This is a genomic window from Streptomyces spiramyceticus (assembly GCF_028807635.1).
GTDB lineage: Bacteria > Actinomycetota > Actinomycetes > Streptomycetales > Streptomycetaceae > Streptomyces > Streptomyces spiramyceticus.
Map to the genome: position 1 here is coordinate 4,807,910 of NZ_JARBAX010000001.1, position 16,545 is coordinate 4,824,454.

11 protein-coding genes are annotated in these 16,545 nt (G+C 69.7%); 8 read left to right on the top strand and 3 right to left on the bottom strand.

The window, feature by feature from the left end:
* Nucleotides 1–43 precede the first annotated feature (43 nt).
* Both PXH83_RS22150 and PXH83_RS22155 read right to left on the bottom strand, forming a co-directional pair.
* On the bottom strand, nucleotides 44–1,216 hold the full coding sequence (locus PXH83_RS22150) for a PQQ-dependent sugar dehydrogenase (protein WP_274562262.1): 1,173 nt from the start codon (nucleotides 1,214–1,216) through the stop codon (nucleotides 44–46).
* Between the two features lie 318 nt (nucleotides 1,217–1,534).
* Entirely contained in the window at nucleotides 1,535–2,527 is a 993-nt protein-coding gene (locus PXH83_RS22155) for an aldo/keto reductase (RefSeq protein ID WP_214927513.1), read from the bottom strand.
* A 75-nt stretch (nucleotides 2,528–2,602) separates the two neighbouring features.
* On the opposite strand from PXH83_RS22155, the gene PXH83_RS22160 reads away from it, so the two are divergent.
* The 6 genes from PXH83_RS22160 (at nucleotide 2,603) to serA (ending at nucleotide 12,399) form a co-directional block, all read left to right on the top strand.
* Entirely contained in the window at nucleotides 2,603–3,541 is a 939-nt protein-coding gene (locus PXH83_RS22160) for a 2-hydroxyacid dehydrogenase (RefSeq protein ID WP_274562267.1), read from the top strand.
* A gap of 371 nt (nucleotides 3,542–3,912) precedes the next feature.
* Nucleotides 3,913–6,798, top strand: a complete 2,886-nt coding sequence (locus tag PXH83_RS22165) for a putative bifunctional diguanylate cyclase/phosphodiesterase (protein WP_274562958.1) — start codon at nucleotides 3,913–3,915, stop codon at nucleotides 6,796–6,798.
* Between the two features lie 202 nt (nucleotides 6,799–7,000).
* Nucleotides 7,001–8,884 carry an acetolactate synthase large subunit gene (locus PXH83_RS22170; RefSeq protein ID WP_274562270.1) on the top strand — a complete coding sequence of 628 codons (1,884 nt, stop codon included), beginning with the start codon at nucleotides 7,001–7,003 and terminating at the stop codon, nucleotides 8,882–8,884.
* A gap of 25 nt (nucleotides 8,885–8,909) precedes the next feature.
* Nucleotides 8,910–9,437, top strand: a complete 528-nt coding sequence (gene ilvN, locus PXH83_RS22175) for an acetolactate synthase small subunit (RefSeq protein WP_138896396.1) — start codon at nucleotides 8,910–8,912, stop codon at nucleotides 9,435–9,437.
* 126 nt (nucleotides 9,438–9,563) lie between these two features.
* Nucleotides 9,564–10,565, top strand: a complete 1,002-nt coding sequence (gene ilvC / locus PXH83_RS22180) for a ketol-acid reductoisomerase (protein WP_274562276.1) — start codon at nucleotides 9,564–9,566, stop codon at nucleotides 10,563–10,565.
* 241 nt (nucleotides 10,566–10,806) lie between these two features.
* Nucleotides 10,807–12,399, top strand: coding sequence for a phosphoglycerate dehydrogenase (serA, locus tag PXH83_RS22185; protein ID WP_274562278.1), 1,593 nt, complete (start codon nucleotides 10,807–10,809; stop codon nucleotides 12,397–12,399).
* A 110-nt stretch (nucleotides 12,400–12,509) separates the two neighbouring features.
* Here the strand turns inward: serA and PXH83_RS22190 are convergent, their stop codons facing one another.
* The gene (locus PXH83_RS22190; protein ID WP_274562280.1) at nucleotides 12,510–13,667 is read right to left on the bottom strand and encodes a PucR family transcriptional regulator; all 1,158 of its coding nucleotides are present in this window, start codon (nucleotides 13,665–13,667) and stop codon (nucleotides 12,510–12,512) included.
* 163 nt (nucleotides 13,668–13,830) lie between these two features.
* Here PXH83_RS22190 and PXH83_RS22195 point away from each other — a divergent pair, with 163 nt between their 5' ends.
* Together PXH83_RS22195 and pruA are read left to right on the top strand one after the other, a co-directional pair.
* Nucleotides 13,831–14,757, top strand: a complete 927-nt coding sequence (locus PXH83_RS22195; protein ID WP_274562282.1) for a proline dehydrogenase family protein — start codon at nucleotides 13,831–13,833, stop codon at nucleotides 14,755–14,757.
* Between the two features lie 15 nt (nucleotides 14,758–14,772).
* On the top strand, nucleotides 14,773–16,404 hold the full coding sequence (pruA, locus tag PXH83_RS22200) for an L-glutamate gamma-semialdehyde dehydrogenase (protein ID WP_274562284.1): 1,632 nt from the start codon (nucleotides 14,773–14,775) through the stop codon (nucleotides 16,402–16,404).
* The last annotated feature ends 141 nt before the right edge of the window (nucleotides 16,405–16,545 follow it).

A 16,545-nucleotide genomic window follows, 5' to 3' on the forward strand; every position in this document is an offset into this window, starting at 1 on the left:
CCATTCCAGCGCAAAGAGCCGACCTCGGAAACAGTCCCGGCGGCTACTTCACTTCCAGCTTCAGCACCTTGTCGTCGCCCGACTCGGGTGTACCCCGGGTGTCCGTCTCGCTCGTGACCAGCCACAGCTTGTCGCCGCCCGCCGCCACGACCGTGCGCAGCCGCCCGTACTTCTCGTCCAGGAACGATGCGGGCTCGGCCACCGTCTTCGTACCGTCCAGCGGAATCCGCCAGAGCCGCTCGCCGCGCAGCCCCGCCATCCAGATCGAGCCCTCGGCGTACGCGATCCCGCTCGGCGATGCCTCGGCCGTCGTCCACACCGCCACCGGGTCGACGAATCCTTCCTTGTTCCCCTCGCCCTCGACCTCGGGCCAGCCGTAATTGCGGCCGGGCCGGATCAGGTTCAGCTCGTCCCAGGTGTTCTGGCCGAACTCGGCCGCCCACAGTCGCTTCTCGCTGTCCCAGGCCAGGCCCTGCACATTGCGGTGTCCGTACGAGTACACGACCGAGTCCGCCTCCGGATTGCCGTGCACCGGCTCGCCGTCCGGGGTCATCCGCAGGATCTTGCCGCCCAGCGACTTCTTGTCCTGGGCCAGCTCCTCGTCGCCCGTTTCGCCCGTGCCCGCGTAGAGCATCTTGTCCGGGCCGAAGGCGATCCGCCCGCCGTTGTGGATGGTGCCCTTCGGGATACCTCTGAGGATCGTGTCGGGTGCGCCCAGTTGCTGCCCGGCGGGTTTCCGCTCGTCGTACATCATCCGGGCGATGCGGTTGTCGGACTCCGTGGTGAAGTACGCGTAGACCATGCGGTCGGTGGCGAACGCGGGCGAGACGGCCAGGCCCATCAGCCCGCCCTCCCCGGCGGGCGCGACCCCCGCCACCGAACCGACCGCCGACTTCTTGCCGCTCTCGCCGTCGATCCGGGTGATGGTCCCCTCGTCGCGCGAGGAGACCAGCAGATCGCCGTCCGGCAGCGGTGCGAGTCCCCAGGGCGACTTGAGGTCCTCGGTGAGCGTGCTCACCACCTTCACCGAGCCTTTTGCCGGGGGCGGCTCTTTCCCGTCCCCGGCCCCGGAGGCGTCACCGGACGGAGAGGCGGTTCCGCCGCCGGTCGGCGTCGGCGCCGACGCGGGAGTCTTCCCGCCGCCGGGAGCCTCCTCCCCCGCGCCGGAGCACCCCGCCGCGAGCAGGAGAACGGCGGCAGCCAACACAGCTGTCACAGCAGGACGTTGCACGGTATGGATCCCTTCGACGGCCAGCAGCTCTCACTGGCAGCAGCTCTCACTCTTCATACACCGCTGCCCCGCTTCAGGTTCCCGATCTTCCCGGCGAGCCCGTTGTTGGGCCGGGGTCCGGGGGTTGCTCCCCGGGAATTGGGGCCACCGCTGCCGCGCTTCAGGTTCCCGATCTTCCCGGCGAGCCCGTTGTTGGGCCGGGGTCCGGGGGTTGCTCCCCGGGAATTGGGGCCACCGCTGCCGCGTCTCAGGTTCCCGATCACCCCGGCGAGCCGGCTGTTGCGCCCGTGGGTCGGCTGCGCGTCAGTCCCACGACCCCCGCGCCGCCGGCAGACCGGCGATCTCCGCGAGATCCTCCGTCGTCAGCCGCAGCCGGGCCGCCCCCGCGTTCTGCACCGCCCACCGCTCCCGCTTGGTCCCGGGCACCGGCACCACATGACGCCCGCGCCCCAGTACCCACGCCAGCGCCACCTGCGCCGGAGTCGCGCCGTGCCGCTCCGCGACCCGCCGCAGCCCCGCCACCACCGGCTGGTTCGCCGCCATCATCTCGGCGGTGAACCGGGGGTGCCTGGCCCGTACGTCGTCGGGCTCGAAGCCCTGGCCGGGCTTGAGCGTCCCCGTCAGGAAGCCGTTCCCCAGCGGCATGGCCGCCAGGAAACCGACGCCCCGCGCCTCGCACCACGGCAGCAGCGAAGCCAGCGCCTCCGGGGACCACACCGAAAGCTCGGCCTCCACCGCACTCACAGGAAAGACCTGCTGCACCCGTTCGAGCTGGCGAATCGTTCCGTCGTGCATTCGGGCCCCCGACCGCCGCGAAGCCCGCGCCCCCACGGCGCACAATCCCAGAGCCCGCACCTTCCCTGCGGTCACCAGCTCCGCCATCGCGCCCCAGGTCTCCTCGACCGGCACCTCGGGATCCGGCCGGTGCAGCTGGTAGAGGTCGATCACATCCGTCTGGAGCCGCCGCAAAGAGGCATCACAGGCCCGCCGTACGTAACCCGGCCGTCCATTGGCCACGATGTGCTGATCGCCGACGAGCAGCCCGCCCTTGGTCGAGACGAAGGCATCCGCGCGCCGCTCCCTGAGCACCCGCCCCACCAGGAGCTCGTTCGTGAAGGGCCCGTACATGTCGGCCGTGTCGAGCAGGCTCGACCCCTGATCGAGCGCGGCGTGCACGGTACGCAACGACCGGTCCCCGCGCTGCTGCGAGCCGGTGTACGCCCAGCTCATCGGCATGCATCCGAGGCCGATCGCGCCCACTTCGAGCGCTGTCGCACCGATTGTCCTGCGCTCCAACTCCCCGTACCCCTCCCTCTGCCGCTCCCAAAACTAACCTCTGCGCAACCCCGCCCTTCGCATAGCCTCCTGAGCATGACTTCAGACGTATGGCTGCCCGTCCCCGCAGCCGAGATCGAAGGGCTCCCCGAGGGCTTCAACTACCGGTTCTGGGACGGTGGCCAGGACTTTCCCGCCGATCCGGCCGACTGTGCCTTCTATGTGGTCCCGTACATGAAGGGCCCCGAAATCGCCGTACGCCCCTTCGCCGAAATGACGTCCGTACGTGCCGTCCAGACGCTGTCGGCAGGCATCGACCACGTCCAGCCGGGACTCGCGGACCTGCCCGCGGGCGTGCAACTCTGCAACGCCCGCGGCGTGCACGAGGCCAGCACCGCCGAACTCACACTCGCCCTGATCCTCGCCTCCCTACGCGGCATTCCCGGCTTCGTGCACGGCCAGGACAAGGAGGAGTGGCGGAGCGGTTTCTATCCGGCGCTCGCCGACAAGTCGGTCCTGATCGTCGGCTACGGTTCGATCGGCGCTGCCATCGAGGACCGGCTCACGCCCTTCGAGTGTGCGCGGGTGGCGCGCGTCGCGCGCTCCGCCCGTACAACGGAGCGCGGGCTTGTGCATCCACTGGCCGAACTGCCCCGACTGCTCCCCACGGCTGACGTCGTCATCCTCGCCACACCGCTCACCGAGGCCACTCAAGGCTTGGTGAACTCCGGCTTCCTGGCCCGCATGAAGGACGGCGCGCTGTTGGTGAACGTCGCACGCGGACCCGTCGTCGACACCAAGGCACTGCTCGCCGAGCTCGAATCGGGCCGGCTGCACGCCGCCCTCGATGTCACCGACCCGGAGCCTCTTCCCGCAGGTCACCCCCTCTGGCACGCCCCCGGGGTCCTGATCAGCCCCCATGTGGGCGGCAGTACTTCGGCGTTCATGCCCCGCGCCAAGCGGCTGATGGCCGGGCAGCTCAGCCGGTTCGCGGCGAACGAGCCGCTGGACAACCTCGTCCTCACCACCCACTGACGCCACCCGCAGCCATCCCGAAGTCACCTGGAGCCCTCCCCGGCAACGCTCCGAATACACCCGAATGCACCGCGTGCCGGAATCGCCAGCAGCAGTCACGCAGAGTAGAGGAACTATGTCCCTGAGTGACGATTTTGGTGTATCGTCCGGACTTAGGGGCTGCGCCGCGCACTGTCACGGCGCCGGGGAGCGAGCGGACTGTGAGGGGGGCGACGGGCGATGCACGGCCAATGGACCAACGATCCGACGCGGCGGGGCCACCGGCGGCGACCCTCGTGCGATCCGACGGGCGGACAGGATTCGCAGGCACCGCCAATGCCCGTATCGCCTCAGGCGCCCGCCGAGCCGCCCGCGCCCGCGAAGGTGGCCCGGTGAGTGCCCCGGGAGCGCTCCTGACCGGACGGCGGCAGTCGGTGCCCGGCAGCGGGGCGGGTCTGCGCTCCCAGGTTCTCCTCGCCCTGGTCTGCGGGGGGTACGCCACGGGCGCGGGCCTCGGCTGGGGCTCCCCCGAAGTGGCCCTCGTGATGGGCGACTTCGGTCTCGCCGCCGCCGCCCTGGTCGCCGCGGTCTCCTGCTGCCTCTACGCACGCGCGCGTGAGAGCCGCTTTCGGCCCGCCTGGCTGCTGTTCGGGGTCTCCTCCGCGATGGCCGCCTGTGGCAACGCCGTCTGGGGCTGGTACGAGGTGGTGCTGGACCTTCCGGTCCCCTCGCCCTCGTTCGCGGACTTCTTCTTCCTCTGCTTCGGGCCGCCCGCCATCGTCGGGCTGCTCGTCCTCGCCAAGCGTCCCGTGACCAGAGCCGGCTGGGTCTGCCTCGCGCTGGACTCCTGGCTCATCGGCGGCTCGCTGCTCACCCTCTCCTGGAGCCTCGCCCTCGCGCACACCGCGCAGTTCGAGGGCAAGAGCGTGGCCCACGCCGCGCTCCTGCTCGCGTACCCACTGCTCGACATCGCACTGGTCAGCATGGTCCTCGCGCTGCACTTCCGGCGCTCCAACGCCAACCGCACCGCGATCAACACCGCCATCGCCGCCCTCGCCCTGACCGTGCTGTGCGACGCCTTGTTCACCTCGCCGCTGCTGCGCGAGGACTACCGCTCGGGCCAGCTCCTCGACGCGGGCTGGTTCGCCGGCTCGCTGCTCCTCGCCTACGCGCCCTGGGGCGCGCGCCGCGCGGGGCAGTGGGGGGAGGGCGCTCCGCACGGCCGGAGCACTCGCAACCCGAGCAGCCGCCCCATCGGCGGCTCACTCGCCGCCCTCACGCCGTACCTCGCCGCAGCGGTCTGCACCCTCGGCATCCTGTACAACGTCATCGAGGGCCGCCGCCCCGACCGGGTGGTCGTCCTCACCGGCTGCACGGTCGTGCTCGCCCTGGTCGTACGCCAGGGGATCATGCTCCTCGACAACATCTCCCTCACCCAGGAACTGGCGCAGAAGGAGAACCACTTCCGCTCCCTGGTGCAGGGATCGAGCGACGTCATCATGATCGCCGCACCCACCGGCATACTGCGGTACGTCAGCCCCGCCGCCTCCGGCGTCTACGGACGCGAGGCCGAAGAACTCATCGGTTCCGAGCTCGCCTCGCTCATCCACTCCGAGGATCTGGGGAGAGTCGTCCACGAAGTCCGCCGGTTCCTCGCCGCTCCTCCCGCCGAGGAGCCGACGACCCGGATCGAATGCCGGTTCAAGTCGGGTACGGGGGAGTGGCTCAATGTCGAGTCCACCGTCAACAGGCACCAGGGCGGCCTGATCTTCAACAGCCGCGACGTGACCGAACGGGTCCGTCTCCAGGCCCAGCTGCAGCACAACGCCGAGCACGACCCGCTCACCGACCTGCCCAACCGCGCCCTGTTCACCGCCCGCGTCCGCCAGGCCCTCGGCGGCCGAAGGCACGGCGACCCCGGCACCGCCGTGCTCTTCATCGACCTCGACGGTTTCAAGGCGGTGAACGACACCATCGGCCACCAAGCCGGCGACGAGCTGCTGATCCAGGCCGCCCGCCGCCTCCAGGACTCCGTACGGGCGGGGGACACCGCCGCCCGGCTCGGCGGCGACGAGTTCGCCGCCCTCATCCTCGGCGAGGGCGCCCGCGACCAGGCCGCCCGCGAATGCCAGGTCCTGGAGATCGCCGACCGGCTGCGGCTCACGATCTCCCAGCCCTACCGGATCGGCAACAACGAGGTACGGGTCGCCGCGTCGATCGGCGTCGCCTTCGCCGAGCCCGGCGTGACCCCCACCGACCTCATGCGCAACGCAGACCTCGCCATGTACCGCGCGAAGGCGGCCGGCAAGGACCGCGTCGAGCTGTACGCCCCGCAGATGCAGGCCGACGTGGTCCGCAAGACCGAACTGGCCACCCGGCTGCGCACCGCACTCCACGACGGCGAGTTCGCACTGCTTCACCAGCCCGTGGTGAGCCTCGCCACCGGCCGTATCGCCTCCGTCGCTGCCCAGGCGCGCTGGCGGTCCGCCCAGGGCATCCTCTTCACGCCCGCCGAGTTCCTGCGGGTCGCCGACGCGGGCGACACCCCGGAAAGCGCCCGCACGTCCGAGCTCGGCCGCTGGCTGCTCGAAGAGGCCGTCGAGCAGGCCGCCGAGCGCCACCGCGCGGGCCACGAAGTGCCCGTGTCGGTCCGGCTCACGGCCCGCAGGCTCGTCGACCGGTCGATTCCGCTCGGCTCGATCGAGGCCCTCCTCACCCGGCACGGGCTGCCGTCCGGGGCACTGATGATCGAGCTGGCCGACAGCGACCCGCGGATCTCCTTCGACGAGCTGGAACGTCGCCTGGTGTCCCTGCGCAGACTTGGTGTCCGGATCGCGCTCGACGGCTTCGGCAGCGGTTACGCCGCCATCAACGCGCTGCGCCGGCTCCCCATCGACGTACTGAAACTGGACCGGGGCCTGGTCGAGGGCGTCGTCGAGTCCGCCCGGCTGCACAAGATCACCAGCGGGCTGCTCCGGATCGCCGGCGACCTCGGCATGCAGTCCGTGGCGGACGGTGTGGACGTACCCGAGCAGGTGCTCGCCCTGCGCGCCATGGGGTGCACGCACGGGCAGGGCATGGCCTTCTCCGGGCCGCTCGACGAGTACCGGCTGCGGCGCGCGCTGGTGCGCGGCGAATTTCCGGTGCCCGGCGGGGCTGCGCAGCCTGTACTGGCGGGCGGGGTGCTTCCCGTGCGCCACGTGGGCGCGAACGGCGGCGATGCGCTCAGCCTTCCGCCATTGCGCTCAAATAGTGAGACGCCCGTCCCACCTACTTGACACACCCGGTGCGCCGGAGGGAGGGTCAGAGCCATGCGCACCCGAATTCTCGTACTTGGAAAGCGCGTCGGCTGAAGCAGGGAGTAGACCCCCTGCAGACCGCACCGGCGCGCTCCCCTCGCTTGCCTCACGGCACGGGGGGTTTTTTGTTGCACTGGCGCTTCGCAAATCCGCGTAAAATACCCTCAGCTTCGAGAAGAGAATGCCGATGACCGAGCAGGCCTCCGGGGCCCACCATCCGCAGCCGCGGCCCCGCAACGGCGGACACCACGCCGCCACTGTCGAGCACGTGACGGGCGCCCAGTCGCTCATCCGTTCTCTCGAGGAAGTGGGAGCCGACACGGTATTCGGCATTCCCGGCGGCGCCATCCTGCCGGCGTACGACCCGCTGATGGACTCCTCGAAGGTTCGCCACGTCCTCGTCCGCCACGAGCAGGGCGCCGGCCACGCGGCCACGGGCTACGCCCAGGCCACGGGCAAGGTCGGCGTCTGCATGGCCACCTCCGGCCCCGGCGCAACCAACCTGGTCACGCCGATCGCCGACGCCCACATGGACTCCGTCCCCATGGTCGCGATCACCGGCCAGGTCGCCTCCAAGGCGATCGGCACGGACGCCTTCCAGGAGGCGGACATCGTCGGCATCACCATGCCGATCACCAAGCACAACTTCCTGGTCACCAAGGCCGAGGACATCCCGCGCACCATCGCCGAGGCGTTCCACATCGCCTCGACCGGACGCCCCGGCCCGGTCCTCGTCGACATCGCCAAGGACGCCCTCCAGGCACAGACGACGTTCAGCTGGCCGCCCACCCACGACCTGCCCGGCTACCGCCCGGTGACCAAGCCGCACGCCAAGCAGATCCGCGAGGCCGCGAAGCTGATCACCGCGGCCAAGCGGCCCGTGCTGTACGTCGGCGGCGGCGTCATGAAGGCCAACGCAACCGCCGAGCTGAAGGTCCTCGCCGAGCTCACCGGCGCCCCCGTCACCACCACCCTGATGGCGCTGGGCTCCTTCCCCGACAGCCACCCGCTGCACGTGGGAATGCCGGGCATGCATGGTGCGGTCACCGCCGTCACCGCGCTGCAGAAGGCCGACCTGATCGTCGCCCTCGGAGCCCGCTTCGACGACCGCGTCACCGGCAAGCTGGACAGCTTCGCCCCGTACGCCAAGATCGTCCACGCCGACATCGACCCGGCCGAGATCGGCAAGAACCGGGCCGCCGACGTGCCGATCGTCGGTGACGCCCGCGAGGTCATCGCCGACCTGGTCCAGGCGGTCCAGGCCGAGCACACCGAGGGCAACACCGGCGACTACACCGCCTGGTGGAACGACCTCAACCGCTGGCGTACCGCCTATCCGCTGGGCTATGACCTGCCGGATGACGGCTCGCTTTCTCCGCAGCAGGTCATCGAGCGCGTCGGACAGCTCGCCCCTGAGGGCACGATCTTTGCCGCGGGCGTCGGCCAGCACCAGATGTGGGCCTCGCACTTCATCCAGTACGAGCAGCCCGCGACCTGGCTCAACTCCGGCGGCGCCGGGACGATGGGCTACGCCGTTCCGGCCGCCATGGGCGCCAAGGCCGGCATGCCGGACCGTACGGTCTGGGCCATCGACGGCGACGGCTGCTTCCAGATGACCAACCAGGAACTGACCACCTGCGCGCTCAACAACATCCCGATCAAGGTCGCCATCATCAACAACGGCGCGCTCGGGATGGTCCGCCAGTGGCAGACCCTGTTCTACAACCAGCGCTACTCCAACACCGTGCTGCACAGCGGCCCGGACGCCACTGTGTCTGACAGCGGCTCCGCCGCGGGCAAGCAGCCGAGCGCGGGCACCCGCGTCCCGGACTTCGTGAAGCTGTCCGAGGCCATGGGCTGCTACGCGATCCGCTGTGAGGACCCGGCCGACCTCGACAAGGTCATCGCCGAGGCCAACTCCATCAACGACCGCCCCGTCGTGGTCGACTTCATCGTCCACGAGGACGCCATGGTGTGGCCGATGGTCGCCGCAGGCACCTCCAACGACGAGGTCATGGCAGCCCGCGGGGTTCGCCCCGACTTCGGCGACAACGAAGACGACTGAGAAGACGAGAGAGAGATTCAAGCCCATGTCGAAGCACACCCTCTCCGTCCTGGTCGAGAACAAGCCGGGCGTCCTCGCGCGGATCACGGCCCTGTTCTCCCGCCGCGGGTTCAACATCGACTCCCTCGCGGTCGGGACCACCGAGCACCCCGAGATCTCGCGCATCACCATCGTGGTGAACGTGATCGAGGCCCTGCCGCTGGAGCAGGTGACGAAGCAGCTCAACAAGCTCGTCAACGTACTGAAGATCGTCGAACTTGAGCCCGCTGCCGCGATCCAGCGTGAGCTTGTTCTGGTGAAGGTCCGGGCCGACAACGAGACCCGCTCCCAGATCGTCGAGATCGTCCAGTTGTTCCGCGCCAAGACCGTGGACGTCTCGCCGGAGGCCGTGACCATTGAGGCCACCGGCGGCGCCGACAAGCTCGAAGCGATGCTCAAGATGCTGGAGCAGTTCGGTATCAAGGAGCTCGTCCAGTCCGGAACGATCGCCATAGGGCGCGGCTCCCGGTCGATCACGGACCGCAGCCTGCGCGCCCTCGACCGCTCCGCCTGACCCAGCGCGCCGGTCCCGCTGTTCGCACAGCGCTGTGGTTTTTGTTCGCATAGCGAGACCCTCCGTCCTTCCTTCCGCACCCCGCCGTACGGTGGGACGCACAACCAGCACTCAAGGAGAATCCCAGTGGCCGAGCTCTTCTACGACGACGACGCCGACCTGTCCATCATTCAGGGCCGCAAGGTCGCGGTGATCGGTTACGGCAGCCAGGGCCACGCCCACGCGCTGTCGCTCCGTGACTCGGGTGTCGACGTCCGCGTCGGTCTGCACGAGGGCTCCAAGTCCAGGGCGAAGGCCGAGGAGCAGGGCCTGCGCGTGGTCACTCCCGCACAGGCTTCCGCCGAGGCCGACGTCATCATGATCCTGATCCCGGACCCGATCCAGGCCCAGGTCTACGAGGAGTCCGTCAAGGACAACCTGAAGGACGGCGACGCGCTGTTCTTCGCCCACGGCTTCAACGTCCGCTTCGGCTTCATCAAGGCCCCGGCCGGTGTCGACGTCGCCCTCGTCGCCCCGAAGGGCCCGGGCCACCTGGTCCGCCGTCAGTACGAGGAAGGCCGCGGCGTTCCGGCGATCGCCGCCGTCGAGCAGGACGCCACGGGCAGCGCCTTCGCGCTGGCGCTCTCGTACGCCAAGGCCATCGGCGGCACCCGCGCGGGCGTCATCAAGACGACCTTCACCGAGGAGACCGAGACCGACCTCTTCGGCGAGCAGGCCGTGCTCTGCGGCGGCGCCTCGGCGCTCGTCAAGGCGGGCTTCGAGACCCTGGTCGAGGCCGGCTACCAGCCGGAGATCGCGTACTTCGAGTGCCTCCACGAGCTGAAGCTGATCGTGGACCTCATGTACGAGGGCGGCCTGGAGAAGATGCGCTGGTCGGTCTCCGAGACCGCCGAGTGGGGCGACTACATCACGGGCCCCCGCGTCATCACGGACCAGACCAAGGCCGAGATGAAGAAGGTCCTCGCCGAGATCCAGGACGGCACGTTCGCCAAGAACTGGATGGACGAGTACCACGGCGGCCTGAAGAAGTACAACGAGTACAAGACGCAGGACTCCGAGCACCTGCTGGAGACCACCGGCAAGGAGCTCCGCAAGCTCATGAGCTGGGTCGACAACGACGAGGCGTAAGCCTCGGAAACGGGGGGCCGTGGCCGTGCGCCGCGGCCCCCCGTTGCACAACTGGACAGAACGTCCAGCCACGGACGGGTGATCCTTCCGCGGAGGCGGAAGACGCTCCCCCCGGCGCCACTAGACTGTTGAATAGATAACGCGTCAGGCCCACAGCGTCGTGCGTCTCACACGCGACCAGCCCCTCCCACCGCCTGCGGCCGTCGGGACGGCCGTCCGCAAAGGACCAGTGAGGACTCACGTGAGCTCGAAACCTGTCGTACTCATCGCTGAAGAGCTGTCGCCGGCCACAGTCGACGCCCTGGGCCCCGACTTCGAGATCCGGCACTGCAACGGCGCCGACCGCGCCGAGCTGCTGCCGGCCATCGCCGACGTGGACGCGATTCTCGTCCGCTCCGCGACGAAGGTCGATGCCGAGGCAATCGCCGCCGCGAAGAAGCTCCGCGTCGTCGCCCGTGCGGGCGTCGGCCTCGACAACGTCGACGTCTCCGCCGCCACCAAGGCGGGCGTCATGGTCGTCAACGCGCCGACGTCGAACATCGTCACCGCCGCCGAGCTCGCCTGCGGCCTGCTCGTCGCCACCGCGCGCAACATCCCCCAGGCCAACACCGCCCTCAAGAACGGCGAGTGGAAGCGCTCCAAGTACACGGGCGTCGAGCTGAGCGAGAAGACGCTGGGCGTCGTCGGCCTCGGCCGCATCGGTGTCCTCGTCGCGCAGCGCATGTCGGCCTTCGGCATGAAGATCGTGGCGTACGACCCCTACGTGCAGCCCGCGCGGGCCGCCCAGATGGGCGTCAAGCTGCTCTCGCTCGACGAGCTGCTCGAAGTCTCGGACTTCATCACGGTCCACCTCCCCAAGACCCCCGAGACGCTCGGCCTCATCGGCCACGACGCGCTCCACAAGGTCAAGCCGGAGGTCCGGATCGTCAACGCCGCGCGCGGCGGGATCGTCGACGAGGAGGCGCTGGCCTCCGCCCTCAAGGAGGGCCGCGTCGCGGCCGCCGGTCTGGACGTGTACGCGAAGGAGCCCTGCACGGACTCCCCGCTGTTCGAGTTCGACCAGGTCGTCGCCACCCCGCACCTCGGTGCCTCCACCGACGAGGCGCAGGAGAAGGCGGGCATCGCGGTCGCCAAGTCCGTGCGTCTCGCGCTCGCCGGTGAGCTCGTGCCGGACGCGGTCAACGTCCAGGGCGGTGTCATCGCCGAGGACGTACGCCCCGGTCTGCCGCTCGCCGAGAAGCTGGGCCGGATGTTCACCGCGCTGGCGGGCGAGGTCGCGGTGCGTCTCGATGTCGAGGTGTACGGCGAGATCACCCAGCACGACGTCAAGGTGCTCGAACTGAGCGCCCTGAAGGGTGTCTTCGAGGACGTCGTCGACGAGACCGTTTCGTATGTCAACGCGCCGCTCTTCGCGCAGGAGCGCGGTGTGGAGGTCCGGCTCACGACGAGCTCGGAGTCCCCGGACCACAAGAACGTCGTCACCGTGCGCGGCACGCTCTCCGACGGTGAGGAGGTCTCGGTCTCCGGCACGCTGTCGGGCCCCAAGCACCTCCAGAAGATCGTCGGGATCGGCGAGCACGACATCGACCTGACACTGGCCGACTACATGGTCGTCCTGAGCTACCAGGACCGTCCCGGTGTCGTCGGTACGGTCGGCCGGATCCTCGGGGAGGGCGGCCTGAACATCGCGGGCATGCAGGTCTCGCGCGCGGATCAGGGTGGGGAGGCGCTGGCCGTTCTGTCGGTCGACGACACGGTCCCGGCGGCGGTTCTCACGGAGATCGCGGACGAGATCGGCGCGTCTTCGGCGCGGTTCGTGAACCTCTCGGACTGAGTTCCCGCACGTACGCGGTGCGCACCCGGTGCCTGGACGATCGTCCAGGCACCGGGTGCGTTGCTGTGTGGGGCGGGTACCGGAGAGAAGCGCCCTGGCCGACCCAGGCGCTACAGGCGTGCCGCCTTCAGCGACATGTGCAGCAGTAGACGGTCCTCGCCGTCGTGGAGGTTCAGGCCCGTGAGCTGTTCCACGCGGGACAGGCGGTAGTAGAGCGTCTGGCGGTGGATGTTCAGGGCCGATGCCGTGCGGCCCGCCTGGCCCGCGCAGTCCAGGAATGCCTCCGCCGTGCGGGCGAGTTCGGCGTGTGCCGGTTCGAGCAGGGGGCGTACGGCAGGGTCCACGGGGTGACCGGGGCCGCTGTCCGGGAGTGCGGCCAGCAGGCGGTACGGGCCGATCGCCGACCACTCCGCGACCGGGCCGAGATGGGGCCGCGCCAGCGCCGCGCGGGCCGCGGCCGAGGCTTCGCGCCAGGCGCCCGGCAGGTCGTCCAGTGTGCGTGCAGGGTTGCCGATGCCTACGACCGGGCCCGCCACCGCGAGCAGGGTCGTGGCCGCCTGGTGGGCGGGGGCGAGGTCCGTCGGCGTACGGAGCCGGATCAGCGCCGCGAGGCGGGGACCGGCCGGACCGGGCACCGGGAGCAGGCAGAGAGCTGCCGCGCCCGGGACCGTACGCGCGCCCGGCACCGGATCCGCCCACGGCGCGACGCACAGCAGGGCGTACGTACCCCCGTCGCCAAGGGCCGTACGCAGCGAGTCCAGCGCATCGGCCCGGCGCTCGGCGGAGTCCGAGACGAGCAGCGTCCGCAGATGCGGGCCGAGGTCGGCGCGGGCGCGGGCCTCGTCCGCCAGGAGCGCCCCGATCCGGGCGCACACCGCCATCGCAGGACCCGGGACGGGGGCCGGCGGCCCTTCGCCGTCCCCGGCGAGCAGCCATACATAGCCGTAGACGGTGCCCCGATGGCGTACAGGAAGACACAGCCTGCCGCGCAGGACGCCCGCGGCGGGGTCGGCCGGGATGTACACGGGGTCTTCCGCGGTCGCGATGCCGAATTTCTCGAACCAGGCCCGCACCTCCGCCGTCGAGCGCCGGGTGAGGATCGAACGCGTACGGACCGGGTCCAGGGTTGCTTCGTCGAAGCCGCTGCCGCTGTCGTGCGCGCCGAACGCGATCAGCTTGAAGTCCCGGTCCTCCAGCGTCGCGGGGGCACCGAGCAGCGCCGAGATCTCGTCGACCAGGTCCTGGTAATCGCCTTTCACGCTTCCCATTCTCGCATCCATTCAGACATCTGTATGAGATAGAGGCCACGGATGCGTGACAGCTGTCGATGGCTGAGGATGCGAGCAATCCTTAGATTTCACGGTGGTTATGCGTGCCGTACCGAATTCTCCTGGTCGCGGCCCCCTTCGAGCCTTTCCCGTGGAGGTGCCCGTGCTGGGTCCCGTGATCCTCGCCGCGTCGCGCAGCGACCGAATGCGCCGCTTCGTGTCGGCTGCCCCGGGCACCAAACAGGTCGTCGCCCGGTTCATCGCCGGTGAGACGGTCGACCAGGTCATTCCGATCGTCCGGGACGCCGCCGACAAGGGGCTGGAAGTCACCCTGGACGTAGTGGGCGAGGACATCACGACCCGCCAGCAGTCCTTCGCCGCCCGTGACGCGTACCTGGAGCTGATCGAGCACCTCAGGGACCTCGGCCTGGGCGCGAGGGCCGAGATGTCGGTGAAGCTGTCGATGTTCGGCCAGGCGCTGGCGGGCGGCCACGAGCTTGCGCTGGCCAACGTCCGTCCGGTGGTCGAGGCCGCCGCGGAGATCGGCACCACGGTCACGCTGGACGCCGAGGACCACACCACCCTCGACTCGATGTTCGCCATCCACGAGGAGCTGCGGAAGGACTTCCCGCAGACCGGCTGTGTGATTCAGGCGTACCTCTTCCGCACCGAGGACGACGCGCGCCGCTTGTCCGGCGCCGGCAGCCGCGTCCGTATCGTCAAGGGCGCCTACAAGGAGCCGGCCACCGTCGCGTTCCAGGACAAGGCCGAGATCGACAAGGCGTACGTCCGGATTCTGAAGATCCTCATGGCCGGTGACGGGTACCCGATGATCGGGTCGCACGACCCGCGACTGATTGCCATCAGCCAGGAGCTCGCCCGCCGCGCTGGGCGCAAACTGGATGAGTACGAATTCCAGATGCTCTACGGGATCCGCAGCGAAGAGCATGTGCGGCTCGCGGCCGAGGGCCACCGGATGCGTGTGTACACCGCGTACGGCACCGACTGGTACGGGTACTTCATGCGGCGCCTCGCGGAGAAGCCGGCCAACCTGCTGTTCTTCGTCCGCTCGATGATCACCAAGAACTAAGGAGTCACGGAACTCATGGACGCAGTAACCCAGGTCCCCGCCCCGGTCAACGAGCCGGTCCACTCGTACGCCCCCGGCTCCCCGGAGCGTGCGCGTCTGGAGGCCAAGCTCAAGGAGCTGGCCGAAAACGCTCGCGACCTCCCGATGACGATCAACGGTGAGAAGCGGATGGGCGGCGGCGAGCGTTTCGACGTCGTACAGCCGCACAACCACAAGTCCGTGCTCGGCACCGCCGCCCACGCCACCCAGCAGGACGCGCAGGACGCGATCGACGCCGCGCTGGCCGCCGCTCCGGCGTGGCGTGCGATGTCCTTCGACGACCGCGCCGCGATCATCCTGCGCGCCGCCGAGCTGCTGTCCGGGCCGTGGCGCGAGACGCTGGCCGCCTCGACGATGCTCGGCCAGTCGAAGACCGTCCAGCAGGCCGAGATCGACACGCCGTGCGAGCTCATCGACTTCTGGCGCTTCAACGTCAAGTACGCCCGTGACCTGCTCGCCGAGCAGCCGCCGGCGAACTCCCCGGGCGTGTGGAACCGTCTGGACCACCGTCCGCTGGAGGGCTTCGTCTACGCGATCACGCCCTTCAACTTCACGGCCATCGCGGGCAACCTGCCGACCGCTCCCGCCCTGATGGGCAACGTGGTCGTCTGGAAGCCGTCCCCGACGCAGACCCACGCGGCCGTCCTGCTGATGGAGCTCCTGGAGGAGGCCGGCCTCCCCAAGGGCGTCATCAACCTGGTCACGGGCGACGGCATCGCGGTCTCCGAGGTCGCCCTCAACCACCGCGACCTGGCCGGTATCCACTTCACCGGCTCGACCAAGACCTTCCAGTACCTGTGGAAGACGGTCGGCAACAACATCGAGAAGTACCGCTCGTACCCGCGCATCGTCGGCGAGACCGGCGGCAAGGACTTCGTCGTCGCCCACCCGAGCGCCGACCGCAAGGTCCTCAAGACCGCGCTGACCCGTGGCTCGTTCGAGTTCCAGGGTCAGAAGTGCTCCGCGTCCTCGCGTGCGTACGTCCCGGCCTCCATCTGGAACTCCGGCTTCAAGGAGGAGTTCGCGGCCGAGGTCGACGCCATCGCGATGGGTGACGTCACCGACCTCTCGAACTTCATCGGCGCTGTCATCGACGAGCGTTCGTTCGCCAAGAACAAGGCGGCGATCGACCGCGCCGCGGCCGACCCGACGTGCACGATCGTCGCGGGCGGCACGTACGACGACTCGGTCGGCTACTTCGTACGCCCGACGGTCATCGCCTGCACCGACCCGGAGAACGAGGTCTTCAGGACCGAATACTTCGGCCCGATCCTGGCGGTCCACGTCTACGAGGACGCGGAGTACGACGCCATGCTGGAGCAGATGGAGTCGGTCTCCGACTACGCCCTGACCGGCGCCGTCATCTCCAACGACCGCGCGGCGGCCGCCCACACGATGGACAAGCTCCGCTACGCCGCGGGCAACTTCTACATCAACGACAAGGCGACCGGCGCCGTCGTCGGCCAGCAGCCCTTCGGCGGCGGACGCGCCTCCGGTACGTGCGACAAGGCCGGCGCCCCGCAGAACCTCCAGCGCTGGACCCTGACCCGGGCCATCAAGGAGACCCTGGTCGCGCCGACCGACTACACGTACCCCCACCAGGGCTGACCGCCCGCGCGGTACGCGCCCGCGAGACCCCGCCCCTGTCCCGGCCCCCACGCCGGACGGGGGCGGTTCGCGTTCCGGGCGGCGCTCTTTCCCCCCAAGGACACTGACGCCCGGGTCCCCGCGCGGCCTTGTGGGATGACA

Excerpts from the sequence above, each read along its gene's own strand:
- pruA (WP_274562284.1), top strand. The coding sequence starts at position 14,773 with ATGGACGCAGTAACCCAGGTCCCCGCCCCGGTCAACGAGCCGGTCCAC.
- PXH83_RS22190 (WP_274562280.1), bottom strand. The coding sequence starts at position 13,667 with ATGGGAAGCGTGAAAGGCGATTACCAGGACCTGGTCGACGAGATCTCG.
- PXH83_RS22160 (WP_274562267.1), top strand. The coding sequence starts at position 2,603 with ATGACTTCAGACGTATGGCTGCCCGTCCCCGCAGCCGAGATCGAAGGG.
- ilvN (WP_138896396.1), top strand. The coding sequence starts at position 8,910 with ATGTCGAAGCACACCCTCTCCGTCCTGGTCGAGAACAAGCCGGGCGTC.
- PXH83_RS22170 (WP_274562270.1), top strand. The coding sequence starts at position 7,001 with ATGCCGATGACCGAGCAGGCCTCCGGGGCCCACCATCCGCAGCCGCGG.